15 protein-coding genes and 1 pseudogene are annotated in these 19,512 nt (G+C 66.1%); 5 read left to right on the forward strand and 11 right to left on the reverse strand.

The window, feature by feature from the left end; genetic code table 11:
• Nucleotides 1-16: 16 nt before the first annotated feature.
• Both WIMU1_RS07200 and WIMU1_RS07205 read left to right on the forward strand, forming a co-directional pair.
• Nucleotides 17-1,081: a ParB/RepB/Spo0J family partition protein gene (locus WIMU1_RS07200; protein ID WP_062797393.1), complete on the forward strand. Its 1,065-nt coding sequence runs from the start codon at nt 17-19 to the stop codon at nt 1,079-1,081.
• A gap of 220 nt (nt 1,082-1,301) precedes the next feature.
• The gene (locus WIMU1_RS07205; RefSeq protein WP_211339043.1) at nt 1,302-2,033 is read left to right on the forward strand and encodes a hypothetical protein; all 732 of its coding nucleotides are present in this window, start codon (nt 1,302-1,304) and stop codon (nt 2,031-2,033) included.
• A 47-nt stretch (nt 2,034-2,080) separates the two neighbouring features.
• Here WIMU1_RS07205 and WIMU1_RS07210 read toward each other — a convergent pair whose 3' ends face one another.
• The 3 genes from WIMU1_RS07210 to trxB form a co-directional block, all read right to left on the reverse strand.
• A complete protein-coding gene (locus WIMU1_RS07210; RefSeq protein WP_084248084.1) occupies nt 2,081-3,262 on the reverse strand; it encodes an N-acetylmuramoyl-L-alanine amidase in 1,182 nt (393 codons plus the stop codon).
• A gap of 209 nt (nt 3,263-3,471) precedes the next feature.
• Nucleotides 3,472-3,804 carry a thioredoxin gene (gene trxA, locus WIMU1_RS07215; RefSeq protein WP_023954118.1) on the reverse strand — a complete coding sequence of 111 codons (333 nt, stop codon included), beginning with the start codon at nt 3,802-3,804 and terminating at the stop codon, nt 3,472-3,474.
• Nucleotides 3,805-3,864: 60 nt separating this feature from the next.
• Nucleotides 3,865-4,851, reverse strand: coding sequence for a thioredoxin-disulfide reductase (trxB, locus tag WIMU1_RS07220; RefSeq protein ID WP_062796088.1), 987 nt, complete (start codon nt 4,849-4,851; stop codon nt 3,865-3,867).
• 370 nt (nt 4,852-5,221) lie between these two features.
• On the opposite strand from trxB, the pseudogene WIMU1_RS26990 reads away from it, so the two are divergent.
• Nucleotides 5,222-5,620 (forward strand): annotated as a pseudogene (locus WIMU1_RS26990) (phosphatase PAP2 family protein); the annotation flags it as partial.
• Between the two features lie 180 nt (nt 5,621-5,800).
• Here the strand turns inward: WIMU1_RS26990 and WIMU1_RS26995 are convergent.
• From WIMU1_RS26995 to sigM, 3 genes are all read right to left on the reverse strand, one after another.
• Nucleotides 5,801-6,535: an RsmA family anti-sigma factor gene (locus WIMU1_RS26995; RefSeq protein WP_062796092.1), complete on the reverse strand. Its 735-nt coding sequence runs from the start codon at nt 6,533-6,535 to the stop codon at nt 5,801-5,803.
• 86 nt (nt 6,536-6,621) lie between these two features.
• Nucleotides 6,622-7,200, reverse strand: a complete 579-nt coding sequence (mug, locus tag WIMU1_RS07235) for a G/U mismatch-specific DNA glycosylase (protein ID WP_062796094.1) — start codon at nt 7,198-7,200, stop codon at nt 6,622-6,624.
• A 91-nt stretch (nt 7,201-7,291) separates the two neighbouring features.
• On the reverse strand, nt 7,292-7,879 hold the full coding sequence (gene sigM / locus WIMU1_RS07240) for an RNA polymerase sigma factor SigM (protein ID WP_031331106.1): 588 nt from the start codon (nt 7,877-7,879) through the stop codon (nt 7,292-7,294).
• 378 nt (nt 7,880-8,257) lie between these two features.
• Here sigM and WIMU1_RS07245 point away from each other — a divergent pair, with 378 nt between their 5' ends.
• Entirely contained in the window at nt 8,258-9,697 is a 1,440-nt protein-coding gene (locus WIMU1_RS07245; RefSeq protein ID WP_062797397.1) for a stealth family protein, read from the forward strand.
• 16 nt (nt 9,698-9,713) lie between these two features.
• On the opposite strand, the gene WIMU1_RS07250 is transcribed toward WIMU1_RS07245, so the two are convergent.
• Complete coding sequence (locus tag WIMU1_RS07250) at nt 9,714-10,625, reverse strand: phosphodiesterase (protein ID WP_062796096.1); 912 nt, start codon at nt 10,623-10,625, stop codon at nt 9,714-9,716.
• A gap of 219 nt (nt 10,626-10,844) precedes the next feature.
• On the opposite strand from WIMU1_RS07250, the gene WIMU1_RS07255 reads away from it, so the two are divergent.
• A complete protein-coding gene (locus tag WIMU1_RS07255) occupies nt 10,845-11,309 on the forward strand; it encodes an NUDIX hydrolase (protein ID WP_062796098.1) in 465 nt (154 codons plus the stop codon).
• 27 nt (nt 11,310-11,336) lie between these two features.
• Here the strand turns inward: WIMU1_RS07255 and WIMU1_RS07260 are convergent, their stop codons facing one another.
• Genes WIMU1_RS07260 through WIMU1_RS07275 form a run of 4 tightly spaced genes read right to left on the reverse strand, consistent with a single transcriptional unit; the run spans nt 11,337 to nt 19,473 of the window.
• Complete coding sequence (locus tag WIMU1_RS07260) at nt 11,337-11,945, reverse strand: DNA-3-methyladenine glycosylase I (protein ID WP_062796100.1); 609 nt, start codon at nt 11,943-11,945, stop codon at nt 11,337-11,339.
• A gap of 12 nt (nt 11,946-11,957) precedes the next feature.
• On the reverse strand, nt 11,958-15,797 hold the full coding sequence (gene murJ / locus WIMU1_RS07265) for a murein biosynthesis integral membrane protein MurJ (protein ID WP_371850286.1): 3,840 nt from the start codon (nt 15,795-15,797) through the stop codon (nt 11,958-11,960).
• Complete coding sequence (locus tag WIMU1_RS07270; RefSeq protein WP_120802907.1) at nt 15,794-18,364, reverse strand: DUF6049 family protein; 2,571 nt, start codon at nt 18,362-18,364, stop codon at nt 15,794-15,796. The genes murJ and WIMU1_RS07270 overlap by 4 nt, the downstream gene beginning before the upstream one ends.
• A complete protein-coding gene (locus tag WIMU1_RS07275) occupies nt 18,361-19,473 on the reverse strand; it encodes an NUDIX hydrolase (RefSeq protein WP_084248087.1) in 1,113 nt (370 codons plus the stop codon). Before WIMU1_RS07275 ends, WIMU1_RS07270 begins: the two co-directional genes overlap by 4 nt.
• Nucleotides 19,474-19,512 lie beyond the last annotated feature (39 nt).

The raw sequence follows: 19,512 nt of genomic DNA on the forward strand, positions 1-19,512 counted from the left end.
CGAGTCAGATCAGGCCATCGGCCCTTCGAAAACTCCGGCCAAGACCGCGGGCGGCAAGCCAAAGGCACCACAACGCAAGGGCGGCCTGGGTCGAGGACTGGCGGCACTCATCCCGACCGGGCCCACCGAGGGCCCCCGGATGGGTTCCGCGGCGTCTGACGCCGTGTTCGGTCCGGCGAAGGAATCCACCATTTCTTCGGAATCCGCCACCTCTCCGGTGCCCACTCCCCCGACCGTGACGGATCCACGTGGTGTGGATGACACGGTGGGGGCCATCTACCGCGAGATCCCACCGGCTCTGATTCAGCCGAACCCGCAGCAGCCGCGTACGGCGTTCGACGAAGAAGCGCTCGCCGAACTGGTGCACTCGATCCGCGAATTCGGATTGATGCAGCCCATCGTCGTACGTCGCCTGACGGAACCAGATGGCGGTGCCGAGTACCAACTCGTCATGGGCGAGCGCCGCTGGCGAGCGAGTCAGGAAGCCGGACTCGAGACGATTCCCGCGATCGTTCGCGAGACCGCCGACGGTGACATGTTGCGCGATGCGCTCCTGGAGAACATCCACCGGGTGCAGCTCAACCCGTTGGAAGAAGCGGCCGCGTACCAGCAGCTGCTCGAGGAGTTCGGGGTGACCCACGAGGAGCTGGCAACTCGTCTCGGTCGGTCGCGTCCTGTGGTCACGAACATGATCCGTCTGCTGCGGCTGCCGATTCCCGTGCAACGACGTGTCGCCGCCGGCGTTCTGTCGGCCGGACACGCACGTGCGCTGCTCGCCCTCGAAGCGGATTCAGCCGCACAGGAAGCACTCGCCGCGCGAATCGTGGCCGAAGGTATGTCGGTCCGAGCCACCGAGGAAGCGGTGCATCTTGCCAACCGAGGCGATGGACCCGCTGCTCCAGCTCAACAGAAACGCAAACCGATGCAGATGCCCGGGCTCCAAGACGTCGCCGAGCGCCTGTCTGACAAGTTGGATACGCGCGTGACGGTCGCGATGGGCAAGCGCAAAGGCAAGATAACTGTCGAATTCGGGTCCGTCGGCGACCTCGAACGACTCGTGGAGATCATCGCGCAAAGATGAGTTTTGTGCCGCGAATTTCTGAGTACCCCAGTGTCGGGATGAAACGTCACTGTGACGTAGCCACGTCACGGGGTGCTCGTAGAACGCGGAACACGCTGTTACACATGGTCTTTCGGAATCTGGGCGGCTCATCTCAACCGATCACCGATCATCACTTAAACTGGAAAGCGTTCAGGGCAGAATTCGTTCCAATCACGTGTGTTCAGGAGGCGGCGGGGCCGTGTCGGTAACGATAACGCCGCTCACCATGGGCGGGTTCGAGTCACTGTCTACGCACACTCGTCGGTGTGTCTTCTGGGAGATGGACCCAGAGCTCATTCCCGCGAATCCAGGCGGCGGAGAGTTCGACAGCGAGTTCGACAAAGAAGCCTGGGTGTCGATGATGCTCCTCGAGTGGGGCACGTGCGGACAACTCGCGATCAACACCCATACCGGCAAAGTGGTCGGGGCGGCCTTCTACGGTCCCCCACGTAGCGTGCCGCGTTCGTTGATGTTCCCCACTTCCCCGGTGTCGGCTGACGCAGTGATCCTGACCTCGCTCTGGGTCGACCCGGGTTTTGACGGCGCGGCCGACGAATTGGCCACCGCCGTTGTCGGCGATCTCACCCGTCGTGGCGTCCGGGCAATCGAGTCGTTCGGAATCGTTCGGTCGGCGCACACCACATCGGCGGAGGAACCCGATCAGGAATCGATCTGTCCGCATTGCATGATCGACGCGCACTTCCTCAAAGGGGCAGGGTTCGACGTGGTGTCGGCTCATCACCGGTACCCGCGACTGCGTTTGGAACTCGATGACGATCTCGGCTGGAAGGCCGGCGTGGAGAGCGCGCTCGAGAAGCTTGTCGTGATGGCAGCCATCGACGTTGCGGGTCGCGAGCGGACGGCAGTGCCAGTCGGCCAGAAGACCTGGGTCGGCCAGAAGACCCGACTGCGACGGCGGGCCGGGCAGTAGAGGCGAACTCGACGGTTCAACCGCCAGATGCGGTTACCGGCGGGAGGTCAGCGGGCGAGTTCTTCTGAGGCGAGCAACTCGGCGAAAGTGTATGTGCCGGTCGGCTGATCATCGCGCCCCAGAAGGTACAACCGTTTGACGGCAACCAAGATGGCCTCGGCGATGGTGTCGCGCACTGCCGGGTCACTCAGCTCGGTCGCATCGTGGAGGTTGCTGATGTAGCCGACGTCGAGCTGCACGGCGGGCATTCGTGTGCGTCGCATGATGTCCCACGTGCGCTCGTGCCACCGGCAGTCGCGCAGATGGGTGCGGGCGACGATCTCACGCTGGATGAACCCGGCGAGCGATCGGCCGATGGTGGACGAAGAGCCATGCGGCGTACCGAAATAGAACGTCGCGACGCCACTGGCGCGGTCGTTCGGATAGTGGGCGCACCGTAGCGCGAGAAGTAGATCGGCACCGATCGCGTTGGCGGTCTCGGCGCGCTCCTCATCGGTGGGGTCCTCGCCTTGCGCGCGCGAGAAGAAGGTCTCCATGCCGGCGGCGATCATTCTGCCTTCGAGCCTGCGGGCGAGGTCCCACAGGATCTCTTCTTCGATCTTTGCCGTGGCGGGGTCGGTGCCGGGGTGCGATCCGCCGGAACCCGGGTCGATGACGATCCGTTTGCCGGACAGCTGGGGGCCGAGTCGGCGGACGTGTTCTTCTTCGCGGATCGCGTGTGGTGATCCACCGGTGACACGGGTACCCAGTAGCTCGAGCGAACGAAGGGTCGCGGGGCCACAGATACCGTCCGAACTGAGTCCGAACTCGGACTGGTAGCTGCACAGCGCGTTGTAGGTGTCCGCACCGAAGAACCCGTCGACCAAGCCGGTGTAGTAACCGAGGTTTTGCAGGCGCGCCTGCAGAGTGGCGACGTCGTCGCCGTGCATGGGAGCTGAGAGCTGGTACGAGAGCACTCGCGCACCCAGGCGGTAAGAGGCCTCGCGGAGGGCCCGGAACGTCGCGGGCCCGACAACACCGTCGACGATCAGGCCGCGTTGCTGCTGGAACGCCCGGACCGCGTGGTCGGTTGCGAGGTCGAAGACGGCTTCGGGTTGTGCCCAGCCGTTCGGATCGACAAGCCGGCTGGACGGTGACGGGGCGTCGTTCAGCAGACCTTGTCCCGTGAGAATGCCACGAATTTCGGCCACAGCCGAGCCGTGATCTCCCAACCGGAACAACGGCGTCACGGGGCCTTCCCTTCTGGCGTCAACTCGGGCGTCGGCGGCACAGGGGTACCGCGCTCGGCGTGGTTTTCGGAGCGCAGGGCTTCGAGTCAGCTACGAGTGTCTCAGCAATCCGCCGTCAGAGCCAATACGGTCACGTACCAATTTGATGACCGTAATCATCTCAGTACTGGTACGTGACCGCTGGCGAGGGGGCTGCTGATCAGGGACGACTACTTGCCGAGAACACCGTCGAGTTCGCGGAGAAGCGCAGCTTTGCCCTTCGCACCGACGATGGTCTTGGTGGGCTTGCCGTCTTCGAAAAGGATCATCGTGGGGATCGACATGATCTGGAAATCCCTTGCGACATTTGGGTTCTGGTCAACGTCGAGCTTGGCGACGGTGAGCTTGTCGGAGTTCTCTCCGGCGATCTCCTCGAGCACCGGAGCGACCATCTTGCAAGGTCCGCACCAGGTGGCCCAGAAGTCGACCAGTACCGGCTTGCCGGCACCGAGCACTTCCTCCTTGAATGTGGCATCTGTCACTGCAACGGTGTTTGCACCCATTTTGATCTCCTTTGGTTCGTCTGTGGGGGCCGGTTCGGTCGAACCGGTCGGTTCGAGCGGTCAGGCCTGAACGCCGGCCGCCTCGGGGACCTCGAGCGGGCTGATGTCGTTCTGGTCGGCCAGCCAGCGCTCGGCGTCGATGGCGGCAGCACAACCCGAGCCGGCGGCCGTGATGGCCTGACGGTAGGTGTGGTCCACCAGGTCGCCGGCGGCGAATACGCCGGGCAGCGAGGTGTACGTGGTGCGGCCCTGAACCCGCACGTAGCCGTCCGGATCGAGGTCGACCTGGTCTTTGACCAGCGCGCTGCGTGGGTCATGGCCGATGGCCACGAACATGCCGGTGGCATCGATCTGCGAGGTGGCGCCGGTGACGGTGTCCACCAAGTCCAGGCCGGTGACCGACGTCTCGCCGAGAACGCGGCCGATGGTCGCGTTGGTCACAAAGCGGATCTTGTCGTTCGCGCGGGCACGCTCGAGCATGATCCGTGAGGCACGGAACTCCTCGCGGCGATGGATGACGGTGACACTGCGTGCGAACTTGGTGAGGAAGGTCGCCTCCTCCATGGCGGAGTCACCGCCGCCGATGACGGCGATGTCCTGGTCACGGAAGAAGAAGCCATCACAGGTGGCACACGCCGACACACCTCGGCCGAGCAGGTCCTGCTCTCCGGGGATGTCGAGGTAGCGGGCTGCGGCGCCCATGGCCAAGATGACGGCTTTCGCCCGGTGGGTCTCGCCGCCGGCGTCGACCTCTTTGATCTCGCCGGTGAGGCGGACCGCATCCACGTCTTCCATGCGCAGATCAGCACCGAACCGAATGGCCTGCTCACGCATCTCGTCCATGAGTTCGGGACCCTGGATCCCCTTCTGGAACCCCGGGAAGTTCTCCACCTCGGTGGTGGTCATCAACGCTCCACCGAACTGGGTGCCCTCGAAGACCACCGGAGAGAGTTCGGCACGTGCGGCATACACGGCTGCTGTGTATCCGGCCGGTCCTGATCCGATGATGATCACGTCGTGGACGGTCTCGGTACCTGCTGAGGTCATCGGTGCTCTACTTCCTTACGGTGGTTCAACCTGGGCTCGTGGCCTGTCGGGGCGAGGCGGTGGGCTCCGCTGTCAGCGAAGCCTTGACGTTTTCTTCACCCGCGATGGACAACACCAGCCTAAAGGGATCTGTTCCCGAAACAGATCCGCAGACCCTGTGAGAGCTCACAGAAATGTTCGGCACGATGGAGCCATGCTCTTGCGACCCTCGCGACTCTCCACGTGGCCTCCGCTGGCCTGGGCGGCGACGCTGACGATTGCCATGGGCGCCGTATACCTACTGGCCGTCCGTAGCCAGTGGGGTCAATATCTCGACCAGCGGGCCTACTTGACCCTCCGCGGCACCGGGGCGAGTGCTGACCTGCCCCACATGGTCGGTCTGGGGTCAATCACCGACTACCGACTGTGGACGGTTGCAGCGGCCCTGATCATCGGTCTGGGCATTGTCGCGGGGCGGCGCGGGAGTGTGCTGCCTCTGCTGCTGTTGCCGATCGCCGGGATCCTGCTGGCTCAGTTCCTGCGGGACGAGGTGCTGCTGCGCCCCGACTTCGTCGGACTCGGCTGGCTGTCGAACACCTTCCCGAGTGGGCACGCCGCTGCAGCTGCCGGATGTGTGGCCGGCATCGTACGAGCGGCTCCGAGACGGGTGGCCCCGGTGTTGGCCATCCTCGGAGTCGGTTGGTTGACGCTTGTCGGTCAGGACCTGATGGTCTGGGGATGGCACCGGCCCAGCGACCTGATCGGGTCGATCCTGCTTGCGACGGCCTTGATGCATCTGGTGCCGCCGACCCGGCGACACACCTACGACCTCGGCTTTCGCACAATGTCAGGCGTGCGGGCGGGCGTCTGGACAGCAGCCGCAGCAGCGACGGGACCGGTGGTGTGGTCGGTGGGAACGGGACATCTGGCGGTGCTGCCGGTGGGACTCATCGCGGCAGTTGCCGTGGCGTCACTTGTTGCCGATGGTGGTGCGACTGAGCGTCGCCGGGTTGGCCGTGTCGCAGTCGGCCCCGACCACCAGCGCATCGAACCGTCCCGCCATACCCGTGCTGAGCAATATCACCACCGCAGGGCCGCCACCGGCTTGAATTGAGCTTGTACCCAACACCGGAGTGGCCGGTTCTATCTCATTGGCCGCCAGACATCGGTCGCGCTGGGCGAGGTCGCCGAATGCGGTGTCGGCGGACTGGCCGAGCGCGCTGAGCAGGGTGGCATCCGAAGGCGCGGCAATCGAAGTGGGGGTGGGAGCGTTCTGTTCGGCGATTGCGGGTTCGGAGCGTCCGCTGAAGGCAAAGGTGGTCGCGACCGCGATCGCAGCCACTGCTGCCGCCGCGGCAACAGCAGATAGCAGAATGGCACCACGATGCCGCCTCAGTGGGGTGACAGCCTCCGTAGGTGGGTCGTGATGGTCAGCGGCCATCATGTGGAGCGCTTGGTCGAGCTTGTGCTGCGCGTAGGCGGGCAGCGGCTCCTCGACGACCGGCGTAGAAGCCAATTCGCCGGTGGTGGCGTCCAGCGCTTTCCAGATGGTCATCGAATCCGGGTCGTCGAATACCTTTGCGCGCAAGGCATCGGCCACCTCGTCGGGATAGACGCCGGCGTGGAGGTCGGCGATCATGTCCAGCGGGTACGGCGGTTCTGGCAGCTCGCGGTCAGTGTGGTGCCGATTGCCGATTCCGAACATCGTTCGAACCCCAGTTTCCCTCGTTTTCTTGATGTGAAAGCTAGGACGCCAGTTTCTTCGCAACGGTTCCCTCGACACACTGTCTTTTATTGCCGACTTTCCTGGACCACGCCCGCCTCCACCGCCGCGGCCCGATAGGCCTCCGCAAGGGTGTCGACGGTGTGGTGTGCGTTGAGACCACTCGGGTTGGGAACAACCCACACCACCGTGTCGCCGATCGTACGGTCCTGACGTCCGGCAGTTGCCTTCCGGTCCCCAAAAGCCGTGCGGTAGGCCGTGATTCCCGCGACCGCGATGACCTTCGGGTGCACGCGGGTGACCGTCTCGATCAGCTTGCGGCCGCCCTCGACCAGTTCTTCGGTGGTCAGTTCGTCGGCCCGTGCAGACGCCCTCGGGACCACGTTGGTGATGCCTATCCCCCGGTCGAGCAACAGGGCCCGATCGTCATCGCTCATACCCGCCGACGCATCGATCAATCGGTCGACGATCCCGGCTCGCCACAGAGCCGGATAGAAGCGATTGCCGCGCCGGGCGAAGTGTGCGCCGGTCGCCGCTGTCCAGAGGCCAGGATTGATCCCGACGAACAACAATTTGCAGTCGGGCCCGATGAGATCGGGGACGACGGCATCGCGATACGACTCGAGTTCGGCGCGTGTGAAGCCCATCGGACCAGTAGACCGCACGGTCTCGCGCGGATGCCACAGACGGTCCGGATCAACTCAGCGTGGAAGACGTGGCCTGAATGGTGAAGGGCGACTACCCCTGGGCCTCGTCGGCAGTGTCACGCAGGTGTCCCAGCAGTACCGCCAGCTTCGCGCGGCCGCGAGCGCAGCGACTCTTGATGGTCCCGGAGGGAACCCCGAGGAGTTCGGACGCCTCCGCCACCGAGTAACCCTCGACATCGATGGCAACGATCGCCGCACGCTGCTCGGGAGGCAGAGAGTCGAGCGCACGGCCGATCGACATGGACAGGTCGACGGTGCCGGTGCGGTCATGGGGATCGGCGAGTTGTGCGATGTCGAACTCGGGTAGAGGAACGGTCTGCCGAGATTTGTTGCGGCGGATACGATCCAGGCATGCGTTGACGACAATACGATGCAGCCACGATGTGACCTTGGCGTCGGCGCGGAACCGATGGGCCATGCGGTGGGCGTTGAGGAGGGCTTCTTGCAATGCGTCGGCGGCGTCTTCGTCGGAATGCGAGGTGCGGCGGGCAACTGCCCATAGATAGCTCTGATGGCGGGTGATCAGAACCGCGAACGCATCCCTGTCCCCCTGCACATGCGCTGCAAGCAATTCCCCATCGGTCCGCACGTCACCGCCGGCCCTCCCCCATTTGGCCATGGGAGTGAGACTAATGGACCACAATGTCGCGTGCGAGACCAGATGCAAGTGCATCTGTTTGTATGACAACCCGTCAAAAAAGGCCGTGACCGGCGCTGATGGTCCACCGTACCGAGCAGCGGACGGGGTTGACCGGGGAGAGCATTAGACTTGACCGATCGGCGGGGAATTCTCGGCTGTGCTCCCCGGAAGGATCGCCACATCACTCTGTCGTCTGCGCCACATGAGATCTACCTCGTTCCTCCGGAGCTCGACAAACCGGAGGCCGTCCTTCGTGAGTCACCGGCTTCGGTCGCGCGGCTCCGGGAGCGGCCCGACGTCGTCGGGTTCGAGGGTCGATACGCGCTGACCATCACCTCGACCACACCTCACCAGGCGATGGTCGAGGATCTGCTGTTCATCCGCGATGTCCTCGACGACGCGCAGATCGAATACCTGCTTGTGCGCGGGAACGACGAACGTCCGGTGATCGCGGTGGCATGGACCAACCGCAAAGCGATGACACGAGCTCTCGCGGATGCTTGCGAACGCGAACCGTTCTACTCGAAAACCGTTGACGCAGAACGCGGTAAGGCAGTCTTCGTCGGCGACGGACGTCTGTCGGCGTCGTCCAAGGCGCGGATCTTCCGGCTCTACCGGCCACGGGTGGAACCCGGCAGCGGCTTGCATTACGGCGCATCCACGGCTGTACAGGTGGAGCTGTGGTCGTTCACGCCGTCGGAAATCATTCTCCCGATCGAGAATTCGCTCACCCGTCGCACGATCCGCAAAGAAGAAGCGGTGCGCGGAACGGTGGAGAAGTTCGGCAAGACATGGCCGACCATCGAGAACATGTTTGCCGGCCACGCCTCCGACATCAACTTCGACATCGACATCGTCTTCTCCTGGGTCGACGGTTCGTCGGCCGAGTTCCAGGCCCAGCGCGCCAAGCGCATGCAGAACTACGTTGTCGGAGAAGGGGATGCGTCGGCCGCGCGGTACCGGCAGATCGACGAGCTGAAGTACGCGTTGCGGTCGGTGTACATGTACGCACCCTGGGTACGCCGCATCTTCGTGGCCACCGACTCCGAGCGGCCGTCCTGGCTGGCCGACGACCCGCGGGTGACCTTCGTGCCGAGCGAGGAGTTCTTCGCCGACACATCGGTTCTGCCGACACACAATTCGCAGGCCGTGGAATGCCAGCTGCACCGTATACCGGGGTTGTCGGAGCATTTCCTGTACTCGAACGACGACATGTTCTTCGGCCGGCCGGTCAGCCCTGAGGCGTTCTTCTCCTCCGGCGGCGTGAGCATGTTCATCGAGGCAACCACACGCATCGGTCTCGGATACAGCGACCAGGACCGCAGCGGGTTCGAGAATGCGGCGAGGGTGAACCGCCGGTTGTTGCAGGATCGGTTCGGGCTCATGACAACTCGGCACCTCGAACATGCCGCCACCCCTCTGCGCAAGAGTGTGCTCGAAGAGATGGAGAGGGAGTTCCCCGCGGAGTTCGCCGCCACCGCGGCGAGTGCGTTCCGGTCGAGCAGCAACATCTCGGTGACCAACTCGCTCTACCACTATTACGCGTTGATGACCGGGCGTGCGGTGGTGCAGAAGGACGCGAAGGTGCGCTACATCGACACCACGGAGTACGCCGGGCTCAAGGACATGGAAAAGATGCTCCCCAAGCGTGCGGTGGACTTCTTCTGCCTCAACGACGGCAGCGTTCCGGAGGTCGACCTCGAACTGCGGACGCAGACGGTCACGAGCTTCCTCGACCGCTACTTCCCCATCGTCGCCCCGTGGGAGACTGCCGCGGCGTCATCGTCTTTCGCGTAGTCGGCCACACGTCCGCTCAGACGCGGCTGACCGAATCGGCTCTGCGGCCGTCGGCGATGACAATCCCTGCCTCGGCCAATCGGCGAGCGCTCTCGGCCGGCGAAACATACTCTCCGACAGTCTCATACGTACCGATCGGCACCGCTGAGTGGACGATGGTGGTGTCGTAGACATGCACCAGGTTGTAACCTTGGCCTCCGTCGCGGCCGCGCATGGCGCCGGCAGGGACATTGAGATCTTGGTTGTAGCAGGTGGCTGCGGCCACCGATACCGGGATGCCCGCGAAGGTGGCGGTGGTGGAGTAGTGCAGGTGTCCGGCGATGATTGACCGTACATCGCTGCCGCGCAACACATCTGCGAGACGATCCTGGCCGTGTAACTCCACCAGGACAGCCAGGTCGAGCACACAGGGTACCGGGGGGTGGTGCATTGCGAGAATGGTCCCGAAGTCGGCGGGGGTGGCGAGAACCCCTGCCAGCCAATCGAGTTGTTCGTCGGCGATCTCGCCGTGGTGGAGCCCGGGAACGGTTGTGTCGAGGGTGACGATCCGCAGACCGTCGATGTCGTACACCGCGTCGACCGCTGCGGTCGAGGGCTCCTGGTCGAGCAGTTTCACCCGGAAGTTCGCGCGGTCGTCGTGATTGCCCATCGCCCAGATCAACTGGGCTCCGAGGTCGTCGGCGACAGGCTGGACCATCGTCCGGAGGGTGTCGTAGGCGCGCGAATCACCCTTGTCGGCGAGGTCGCCGGTGAAGACCAGCGCATCGATCCTCGATCCGGAACCGGTGAGTTCGGTGAGTATCTGACGAAGGCGTGAGGTGCTGTCCACTCCCCCGTAGAGATCGCCGTCGCCGTCGATGAGGTGGGTGTCGCTGACGTGCACGATGCAGTGGTTGGGCCGGGGATACTCGGCCGTCCGAGCCATCATCGGTCTCTCGCTTCCGATCGGATTGGCGCTGGAGGAGACTGCTGGCGTGGAGTGGTGCGGTGATCAGGTGACCGCCGCGGTGTCCACAGTAGCCAAACAGTCTGAAACTGCCAGCCGGGGCCCGTGCCGCCGCGGCAGGGTGAACAGCTGCGGTCGCGCGGATGTCGCGGCACCTGGACCGGTCTGGCACGCTGGGAGCCGCCTGAGAGGTGGAGAGCTGTGAAGATCGTTCGCCGGCTGCGTCGCGCCGCCCGCATCATCCTCATCGACGAGGAGGGCCGCACGCTGCTGTTCCGGGGTGTGGATCCACAGAACCCGTCGGCCGGGCCGTGGTGGTTCACCCCTGGTGGCGGCCGAGAAGGCGATGAGACCGATGAACAGGCGGCGCGCCGTGAGGTGTACGAGGAGACCGGCTTGCAGGTCGCCGAGATGTCGGCGCCCGTCTATGCCCGCGAGTTCGACATCGTCTTCGGGGGCGAGCCGATCCATCAGGTGGAGACCTACTTCGTGGCGCATGTGGGAACGTTCGAGCCCCACTCGGCGGGCTGGACGGATTTGGAGCGCAGCTCGATACTCGGCCATCGGTGGTGGAAGCCCGAGGAGATCGAATCGAGCGACGAGATGATCTACCCGGGCAATCTCGCGGATCTGGTCCGACAGCACCTGGGCAGCCCCAGCGAGTGACACCCACGAGCTCGGGTTGCCGGCCCATCAGGGCCAGATACCGGAACTGCCGCGTCGGTGGGAGCTCAACAGATGGGTGTCGACGATACCGATGGCCTCCATCAAGGCGAACATCGTGGTGGGCCCGACAAACCGGAAGCCGCGTGCGCGCAGGGCCTTCGACATCGCGATGGATTCAGCCGAGGTGGTCGGCACGTCGGCCATCTCCTCGGGCTCAGGGGTGCGATCGGGTTTGAACGACCACAGGAAGTCGACCAGGCCACCATCTTCGCGCAATTGCTGTGTGGCTCTGGCATTCCCGATGGCGGCCTCGATCTTGCCGCGATGGCGGATGATGCGCGCGTCGGCCAGCATCGCGTCGACCTCGCGGTCGCCGAACGCGGCGACGGTGTCGACGTCGAAATCGCGGAAGACCTCGCGGAAGGCGGGCCGCTTGCGCAGGATCGTCGCCCACGACAGGCCGGCCTGAAAGCCTTCCAGCACAAGTCTTTCGAAGTGGGCATTCTCGCCGGAGACCGGCATGCCCCACTCGTTGTCGTAGTAGTCGCGCATCAGGCCGGTCTGTGCGGCCCACAGAGGACGGATGAGCCCGTCCTCACACCGCACTGCACCCGCGGGCAGCCCGTCGGTTGTCACCGCCTTGTCGGCCTAGGAACCGGTGAGCGTGACTTGGGCGACCGACCCCTGGAAGCGGCCGCTGTCGTTGCGGGGCAACGACGTCAGCCACACCATGACGTACCGCGAGGGGCCGGCGCCGGCGATCGGGATGGTGGTGGTCTCGTTGTCCAGGGTCGCTGCCCCGACCTGTGTGGTGGCCTCGAACGGGGCGCGTGGGTCGTCGGCGGTGCGGATCTGGACCTGGAGGCCCGGTGTGGGGGTCCGGATGACGGCCTCGGTCAGGGTGGCGTCGCGGTCCAGTGTGAACATCAGTCCCAGACCGGGTTTGAGGTTTCCGAAACGCGGTCCGCCGCGGTACTCGTCCGTCTGCCATGCCGGGGCCTGGCCCGAGATGACGTTGTTCAAGTTCGTCCGGCTGTCCGGCTCCTGATCGGAGTAGTCGAGCATCGTCACGCCGGTCAACGCGAGCGGGGCCGACCCGACGGCAGGCGCGGGTGCGCCAGGGGACGGGGCGCCGGCCGAGGACGAGAAGATCTTGTCGATGTCAGGGGTGTCGTTGCTGCCGCCCACCGAGTTCGAGATCCAGACCACCATCGCGATGATGAGGAACAACGTGAGCAGCACGGCCCCGGCGATCAGCGCCATCATCCGCACCGACCGTGGCTTCTTACCGTCACCCCCGGTCCCGAGCATGCGCGGCGTCGCGCGCGACGACGAACCGGGTCCGTCGTCGTCGCGGACCTGCGCGATGAGATCGGTCTTCTGATCCAGCACGCTTGCCTGGTCGAGAACGTGCTGAACCGTTGCCGCGGTGCGTATCCCGCTGTTCCCCTCGAGAGCCCGGGCGGCGACCGCCGAGATCTCGAACGGGACGTCGGGACGCTCGGCGCGTGGCTCGCGGGGCAGGTCGCCGGGTCCGGGTGATGCCGGGTGCAGTCCCCCGACGGGCTCGTTCGACGTGCGGTTGGTCGCCAGTTCCCTACCGGTGTCGGCGTCGAGTGGCCAACGGGCCAGCAACAGTGCGTACAGGACGGCACCGAGACCACGGACGTCGGTGGACTTGTCGGAGTCGGCCAGCGTGCCGGGGAACGCGACGAACGCGTTGCCGTCCTGGCTGATCCGGATGCGTTCGGGATGGTCGATGGACAGTGCGCCGCCGTTGCGATGCGCCGATTCGGCCGCGGCTGCGAGCGCCCGGACGGCGCGGGCCGCACCGACCGGAGACGGACTGGTCTTGGCGACATCGGCCAGTGACGAGCTCGGAACCCATTCGGCGACAACGATTCCGCCGGACGATCCGCGCACCACGTCGAGTACCCGAGCGATTCCGGGCGAGTTGATGCGTCCCAGCCGCAGGGTGCGCGAGAGCACCGCCTGCGGACCCTCATCGCGCGGATCGATACGCACGCCCGGGTCAGGTGGTGGTGCGACCTGCAGAGCGTCGACGAACGTCAAGGCGACATCGCGGTCCAGGTTGATGTCACGGGCCTGCCAGAACTGGAGTCCGCGTGCGCCACCGTGGTGCTGCAGCAGACGGTAGCGGCCACCGGCGACGGCAGCGCCCGGGACCAGCCGCGGTCCGCGACGTGGCCGTAGGCCCGGCAATGGCGCCTCGGGAGGACGTGGGGGTCCGTCGCCTGCCGCCGCGGGTGGGCGAGGTCCGGGGGGACCTGATGCGGGACGGTCGCCCGGCGGTTGCTCGGGAGCCGGCTGACGGGCGCCGGCCTGACTGGGCATCGCCTTGGTGGCGGGACCGTCTTCTGGCGAGACGGCGGTGGAACCGGCAGCAGGCGTGGGCGGCCCGGCCGGTTTGCTGTCGGGCTCTGGTTTGTTCAAGGCACCTGCTCCTCTCCTCCGATAGCGAAGATCTTGGGGTTGGCGGACGCCCATTCCGGCGGCACCACCACTGGTGACCGAATACGCCTGCCAACTCGATGTTCCCCGGTCGAAGCGCTGAATGACCTCGACCTGACCAGAATACGGAACCGATTCGTCCCCAGAGATCCGCGGGAATTGAACGGTCATGGTGGCAGCGCCGTCGGTGGCGGGTTCGGGGGCCGGGGCGACAGCGGGGATGAACCGGCCGATGACCCGCCGGACTGCGACCACCACTGCGAGCACGTCGGGAACACGCAGCAGGGTCAGGACCGTGTAGGTGAGGCCGATGGAGACGACCGCGACGAGCAAGAGATAGGCGAGGGAGCCGATCTTGCCGTGGTCGGTGCTGAGCCGGTGCAGTCCGGACACCTCGGCCAGCGCCCACACCAGGGCGCTGCACGCCACCGACACCACGATGGTCCAGATGACCGTGCGGCCGACGTTGGTCATTCTTGCGCCACCGAGCCTGCTACGCAGCAGATAGTGACCGACCACCGCACCGACGAGGTAGCCGAGACCGTTGGACAGGGCCAGCCACCGGACGATCGCGTCGGGGTCGTCGAACAGGACCGGGCCGAGATAGGACGCTGCCACCTTCACCGCGGTGATCCCGATGACCATGTACGTCGGGGTCCAGGCGTCCTCGCGGGCGTAGAACACACGGAGCTGCACCAGTGTCATCGCGTACGGGATCATCGTGAACGCGCCCCACGAGAGCACGCTGCCGAGCTGTGAGGCGGTGTCGGCGTCGAACTTGCCGAAGTTGAACACGGCGACACCGATGGCCGGCCCGAAGAACGTCATGAACGCGATGACCGGCACCAGCGAGACCATCGTCAACCGGGTGGCCAGTGAGAGATCGTCGACCACCGAGTGGGTGTCGTCGGCGGCGGCATTACGGGAGAGGCGGGGCATGATCGCGGTCAGGATGGTCACGCCGAGTACGCCATAGGGCAACTGGAGGAGCTGCCAGTGTGTCGCGTAGACGCTGACGCCGGCTTCGGTTGCGCTCGAGGCGATGCGATAGGTGACGATCAGACCGACCTGCAGTACTGCGACGTACAGAACGATGGCAAGCGCCATGTTGCCGAACTTGCGCAACCTGTCGTCCAGACCCCACTGCAGTTTCAGCTTCACCCCGCTGCGCCGGATGGCTGGGAGCAGGACCGCGGTCTGGGCGATCACGCCGAGAGTGGTGCCGACGCCCAGGATCAGGAGCTTGGTGTCGCCCATGCTGACCGGGTTCAGCGAGATGTCACCCGGGGCGGCCGCATAGGCGATCAGGGTGACTATCTGTACGACGTTGTTGAGCACGGGTGCCCAGGCGCCGGGCTTGAAGAAGCCCTTCATGTTCAGGATGGCGATGAACAGCGCCGACAACCCGTAGAACAGCACGGCGGGCATCAGCAGGAACGCGAGTGCGGTGGCGAGGTCGCGGTTGACCTTGCCGTCACCGAGGTTGAGCATCGTGAGCGCGGGCGCAGCGATCAGGGCCGCGAGGGTGGCCACCCCCAGCACGGTCACCGCGAGGGTGAAGATGCGGTTGATGAATCCCACTCCCCCGTCCGCATCTTCGGATTCGGCGCGTACCAGGACCGGGATCACGATGGCGGTGAGGACGGCACCGAGGACCACCTCGGCGACCATGTTGGGCAGCACATAGGCGGCCTGGAATGAGGAAGCGACCGCGGCGCCGAGCAGAGCCAGCACCAGGACCGTGCGTACGAATCCGGTGATGCGTGAGACAAGGGTGGCCAGCGCAATGGATCCGCTGGTGCGCAGGACGCTGTCGTCGGACGGCTGTTCGCGGACGCGGGCACCGGGGTCGATCGCCGTGGACGTCGTCATCTTGCCGGACGCAGCCGAGGCCAGCTCACCGGCTGTCGGGCGTGGTCCGGGTGCGGGGTCGCGTGGTGCACCGGGCGGGACCCCCACAGACCGGGGCGGGGGCCGTCGGCGCGGAGGTGGCGGCTGCATTCCACCGTTGGTCATGACCTGTCGCCGCCGGTGTCGTGATCAGGGTGATGTCGGCCGAGGTGGTGCTCGCGCTCGGGTGGACTGTGCAACGCGCGGCTGTCCGCCATCAGACGATCGCGTTCGTCGGGTTCGGGCCGGTCGAGGTCGGCTGGATCGGGTTCCCCACGGAATCGATGCCACAACCGTCTGCCCGACAAGAACACCAGGAGTGCGCCGGCGCAGATTGTGATGATGAATAGCGGTTTACCATATGCATTGGAATGTACTGACAGGTTGATCGAGTCGCCCAACGGGACTCCGCCTGTGGTCACCAGACCGATCTCCACCGTGATCGAACGGGAACGGTCGGCGCGAGTCGGGACCTGGATCTGACGGGTGCCCCTGGGCGGGATCTCCAACACACCCATGTCTCCGACGGTCATGCCGCTCGGTGCCGAGACGTTCAATCGAGTTCGCATCGCCACGGGCAGATCGTTGCGGATCACCAGGAGCAACGGGCTGCGTTCGGAAGCCAGGGTGAACCGCCCACCTGGGTCGAGGATGCCCACACCGTTGCGGATGTTCATCAGCGTTGTCCCGACCGCAGATGTGCGCATCGACGCCGACCGCGCCGCAGCCTGCTGATCCTGCGGCGCCACGGACGCCATCGCCCGCAGCATGTCCTCACGCAGCGGCGCCAGGTAGGCACCCGGGGTGATCGGCACGTCCGCGCGGCGCGTCATCGAGTCCTGCAGGTCGCGCGTCTGCTGCAGGTCGGCGCGTACCGAGGCGATGACCCGGGGATCGGGACCGGTGACGGCGGTCTCGGGTGGGGCCACCAGCTCAGCACCCGCGGGCGCACCCGAGGTGGCGGTGAGATCGGTGGCGATCCCCGCCAGCGGCCGGGGAATCGCGAGGTCTGAACCGAGCAGCAGAGACATCGCCGACAACACCGCACGGGTGTCATCCTCGGACGCAGACCACGTGGGTGGGGGCATCAGCACCGCGCCGCGCCCGATGCGTTCGGCGATCGGGTCGGCCACGGCCTGCGCGTCCGACGATTGCGTGCCCGTGTCGGCCGTCCCGGAGTCGTCGGCGAGTGTGGACGGTGCGAGCGCAGAGAACATCATCGCCGCGACAGCGTTCTGGCGGCGGACCTGTTCGGTGCCGGCCAGCCAGCCTGCCCGCTGGGCTGTCGGGGTGACCTGGGCCGACCGCGGACCCGGACCGAGAGACGACAGGCCGCTTGCCACCGCCGGGTCATAGGTCTGGACGGCGAGGTCCTCGCCCAGGGGGTATTCGCCGTTCGTCGAGGTGGGGGTGAGGTTTCTGACGCTCGACGCCGCGACGACGGTGCCCACCGCGCCCTTGTCGCGGATCAGTCCGGCGCCTGCGGTGTCCAGAACCCCCGAGGCCGGAATCGCCAGGCCACGCACACTCTTCACGTTGAGGATGCGGTCGACGATGTCGGCGGGTGCTCGTAATGCGGTGTCGGACAGGTCGGAGTCGGCGACCTGGGTCAGCGCGGTGGTGTCGACATGCGCGAACGAGGTGGCCACCACGCACATACCGGTGGCCAGGGCCTGCAGCCGGGCGAGCCAGGCCGCCGCGACCTCGGATCCGGTGCCCTCCCGAGCTGGACCGGTCGGATCGGCCGGGTCGGTGGTGACCAGATAACTACCGGTCATCGCCTGCACGCTGATCAGCAGATCGGGGTCCACCGCCAGACACAGACTGCGCGCCAGCGGCGACTCCAGATCTCGCGTCCGGGTCTGCTCCATGGTCGCCACGAGTCGATCGAGACGTCCGCCGGCTGCCAGTGACTGCTCGAGACCGTTGTCCATCAACCGGACGGTCTCGTCGCCTCCCCCGGTGACCCCCGGCGCGAGCGACGCCGGTGCGGCGATCGGCCAGAGCATGGTCATGCCGACCGGTTGTGAGATGTCCGGGGCCACCGAACCGTCGGCTCCGATGGGCGCGGCGACAGGGTCGCCCGAGACGTCGTCGTCGGCCTGGGATTGCGCCCGCAGCGGGTTCGGCGGCAGGCCGACCACGGGCAGGAGTACTCGCGCGTCGTCGAGCCGTGCCGGGTTGCCGAAGTCGGGGGTGCCGTTGACGTTGACCAGCACCGGATAGATACCCGGCTTGTCGATCTGGAAGCTGGGCGCACCAGAAGCATTGACGGACAGATCAATTCGTAGTGAGAAGGGAATCGACCGCCCGGGTCCGAGCTGCTGACTGACGTCGGTGAAGTCGCCGACGGTCTCGAAGCTGTTCGCGTCGGCGGACAGGGAGTCGCCGAGGCCGGCACTGGTGGTGATGGCGGCCCCGCGCTGCAGGCGCATGGCGATGTTGCGGACCGGCCGGTCCCCGACGTTGGTCAGCGTCCCGCCGGCGGTGACGACGCCGGGACTGGAGGTGGTGACTGTGGAGGGATCGATCGACTCGAGCGAGATCCGCAGGAACTCCCCGGTCTGCGAGGTGTCATCGGTCTGCGAGGTGTCGTCGGCGGGTGCGGCCACCGCCGACACCGCGAGGGGACCGAACACCAGGGCGAGAACGCTGACCAGGATCGTCAGCGCTCGCATCGATCGGCCGTTCACGTCGCGACGTGCGGGCCGGATTCCGGCGGTGGTGCATGGGCGGCCGGTCCCCCGCTGTTGCCGGCCCCGCGGTTCTCGGATGTGGTCTCGGTGCCGCCACCTCCGCCGCGACGACCCCGGCGGCGTCTGCGGCGAGGCCTCGCCGGTGCGGGCGGAGGCTCATTGCGCTTCTGATTCCGCGCGGCCGCGGCCTTCTCGTAGGCGTTCGGTTCGGTGCGCGCCCCCTTGGCCTCGGACTCGGCCATCCGGTCGGGGTCGGCGACGAGCTCGGCGATGACGTCCTCTGCGACGCGCGCCAATCGTCGCTCGTCCGAATAGGTCAGTCGACGAGGGAGCTCGGCGAGTGGAACCCAGGCGACCTCGGCCACCTCGTAGTCGGCGTCGGAGAGTTCACCACCGGTGAAGCGCATCAGGTAATGGTGCACCGTCTTGTGGATCCGTTTGCCCTCACTGACAAACCAGTAGTCGATCTTTCCGAGGGGGGCCACCACGTTGCCCTCGATGCCCGTCTCCTCGGCGACCTCACGGATCGCCGTCTGTTCGGCGGTCTCCCCCGTCTCGATGTGACCTTTCGGCAGCGACCACATCATCCGGCCGCGGCGATCGACCCGCCCGATGAGGGCGGCGCACCGCTGCTCGTGCGGGCCGTCGAGGCCCGACACCATCAGCCCGCCCGCCGAGGTCTCCCGCACCGTGCGAAGTCGTTGTTTGGCCAGGTTCGGCGGCACCTTGGCAGGGGCTTTGACCTTGCCCACATCCGACGGCTTGACCTGCGCGGTCCGACCTTCGACAACATGGGTCCCGGCGACCCCGGTGGATTCACTACGGGCGGCCTCGACGCTGTGGTCGGCGGGGCGTGACGGTTTTCGGCGACGTCCGCGGCGCGATCGCCGCGATCCGGTGGCCGACGCGGTGGCGTCGGTGACGGTCGAGTCGTCGCTGCGTTGCGGTTCCGGACCTGGCTGGGGACTCGGCTGGGGACGGGGCTCTGCTCCACTGTGATGAGAGCTGTCGATCCGGGTGGCTGTCGATCCGCCGCGCCGATTGCCGCGCCTGCGCCGCGGACGTCGAGGGACGTCCCTATTCGGCTCGGTGGGTTCGGCTGACACTCACACGATGCTAGTCGCCGTTAACCCACCGTTTCTGCC

This window comes from Williamsia muralis NBRC 105860 (assembly GCF_001598915.1).
Classification (GTDB): domain Bacteria; phylum Actinomycetota; class Actinomycetes; order Mycobacteriales; family Mycobacteriaceae; genus Williamsia; species Williamsia muralis.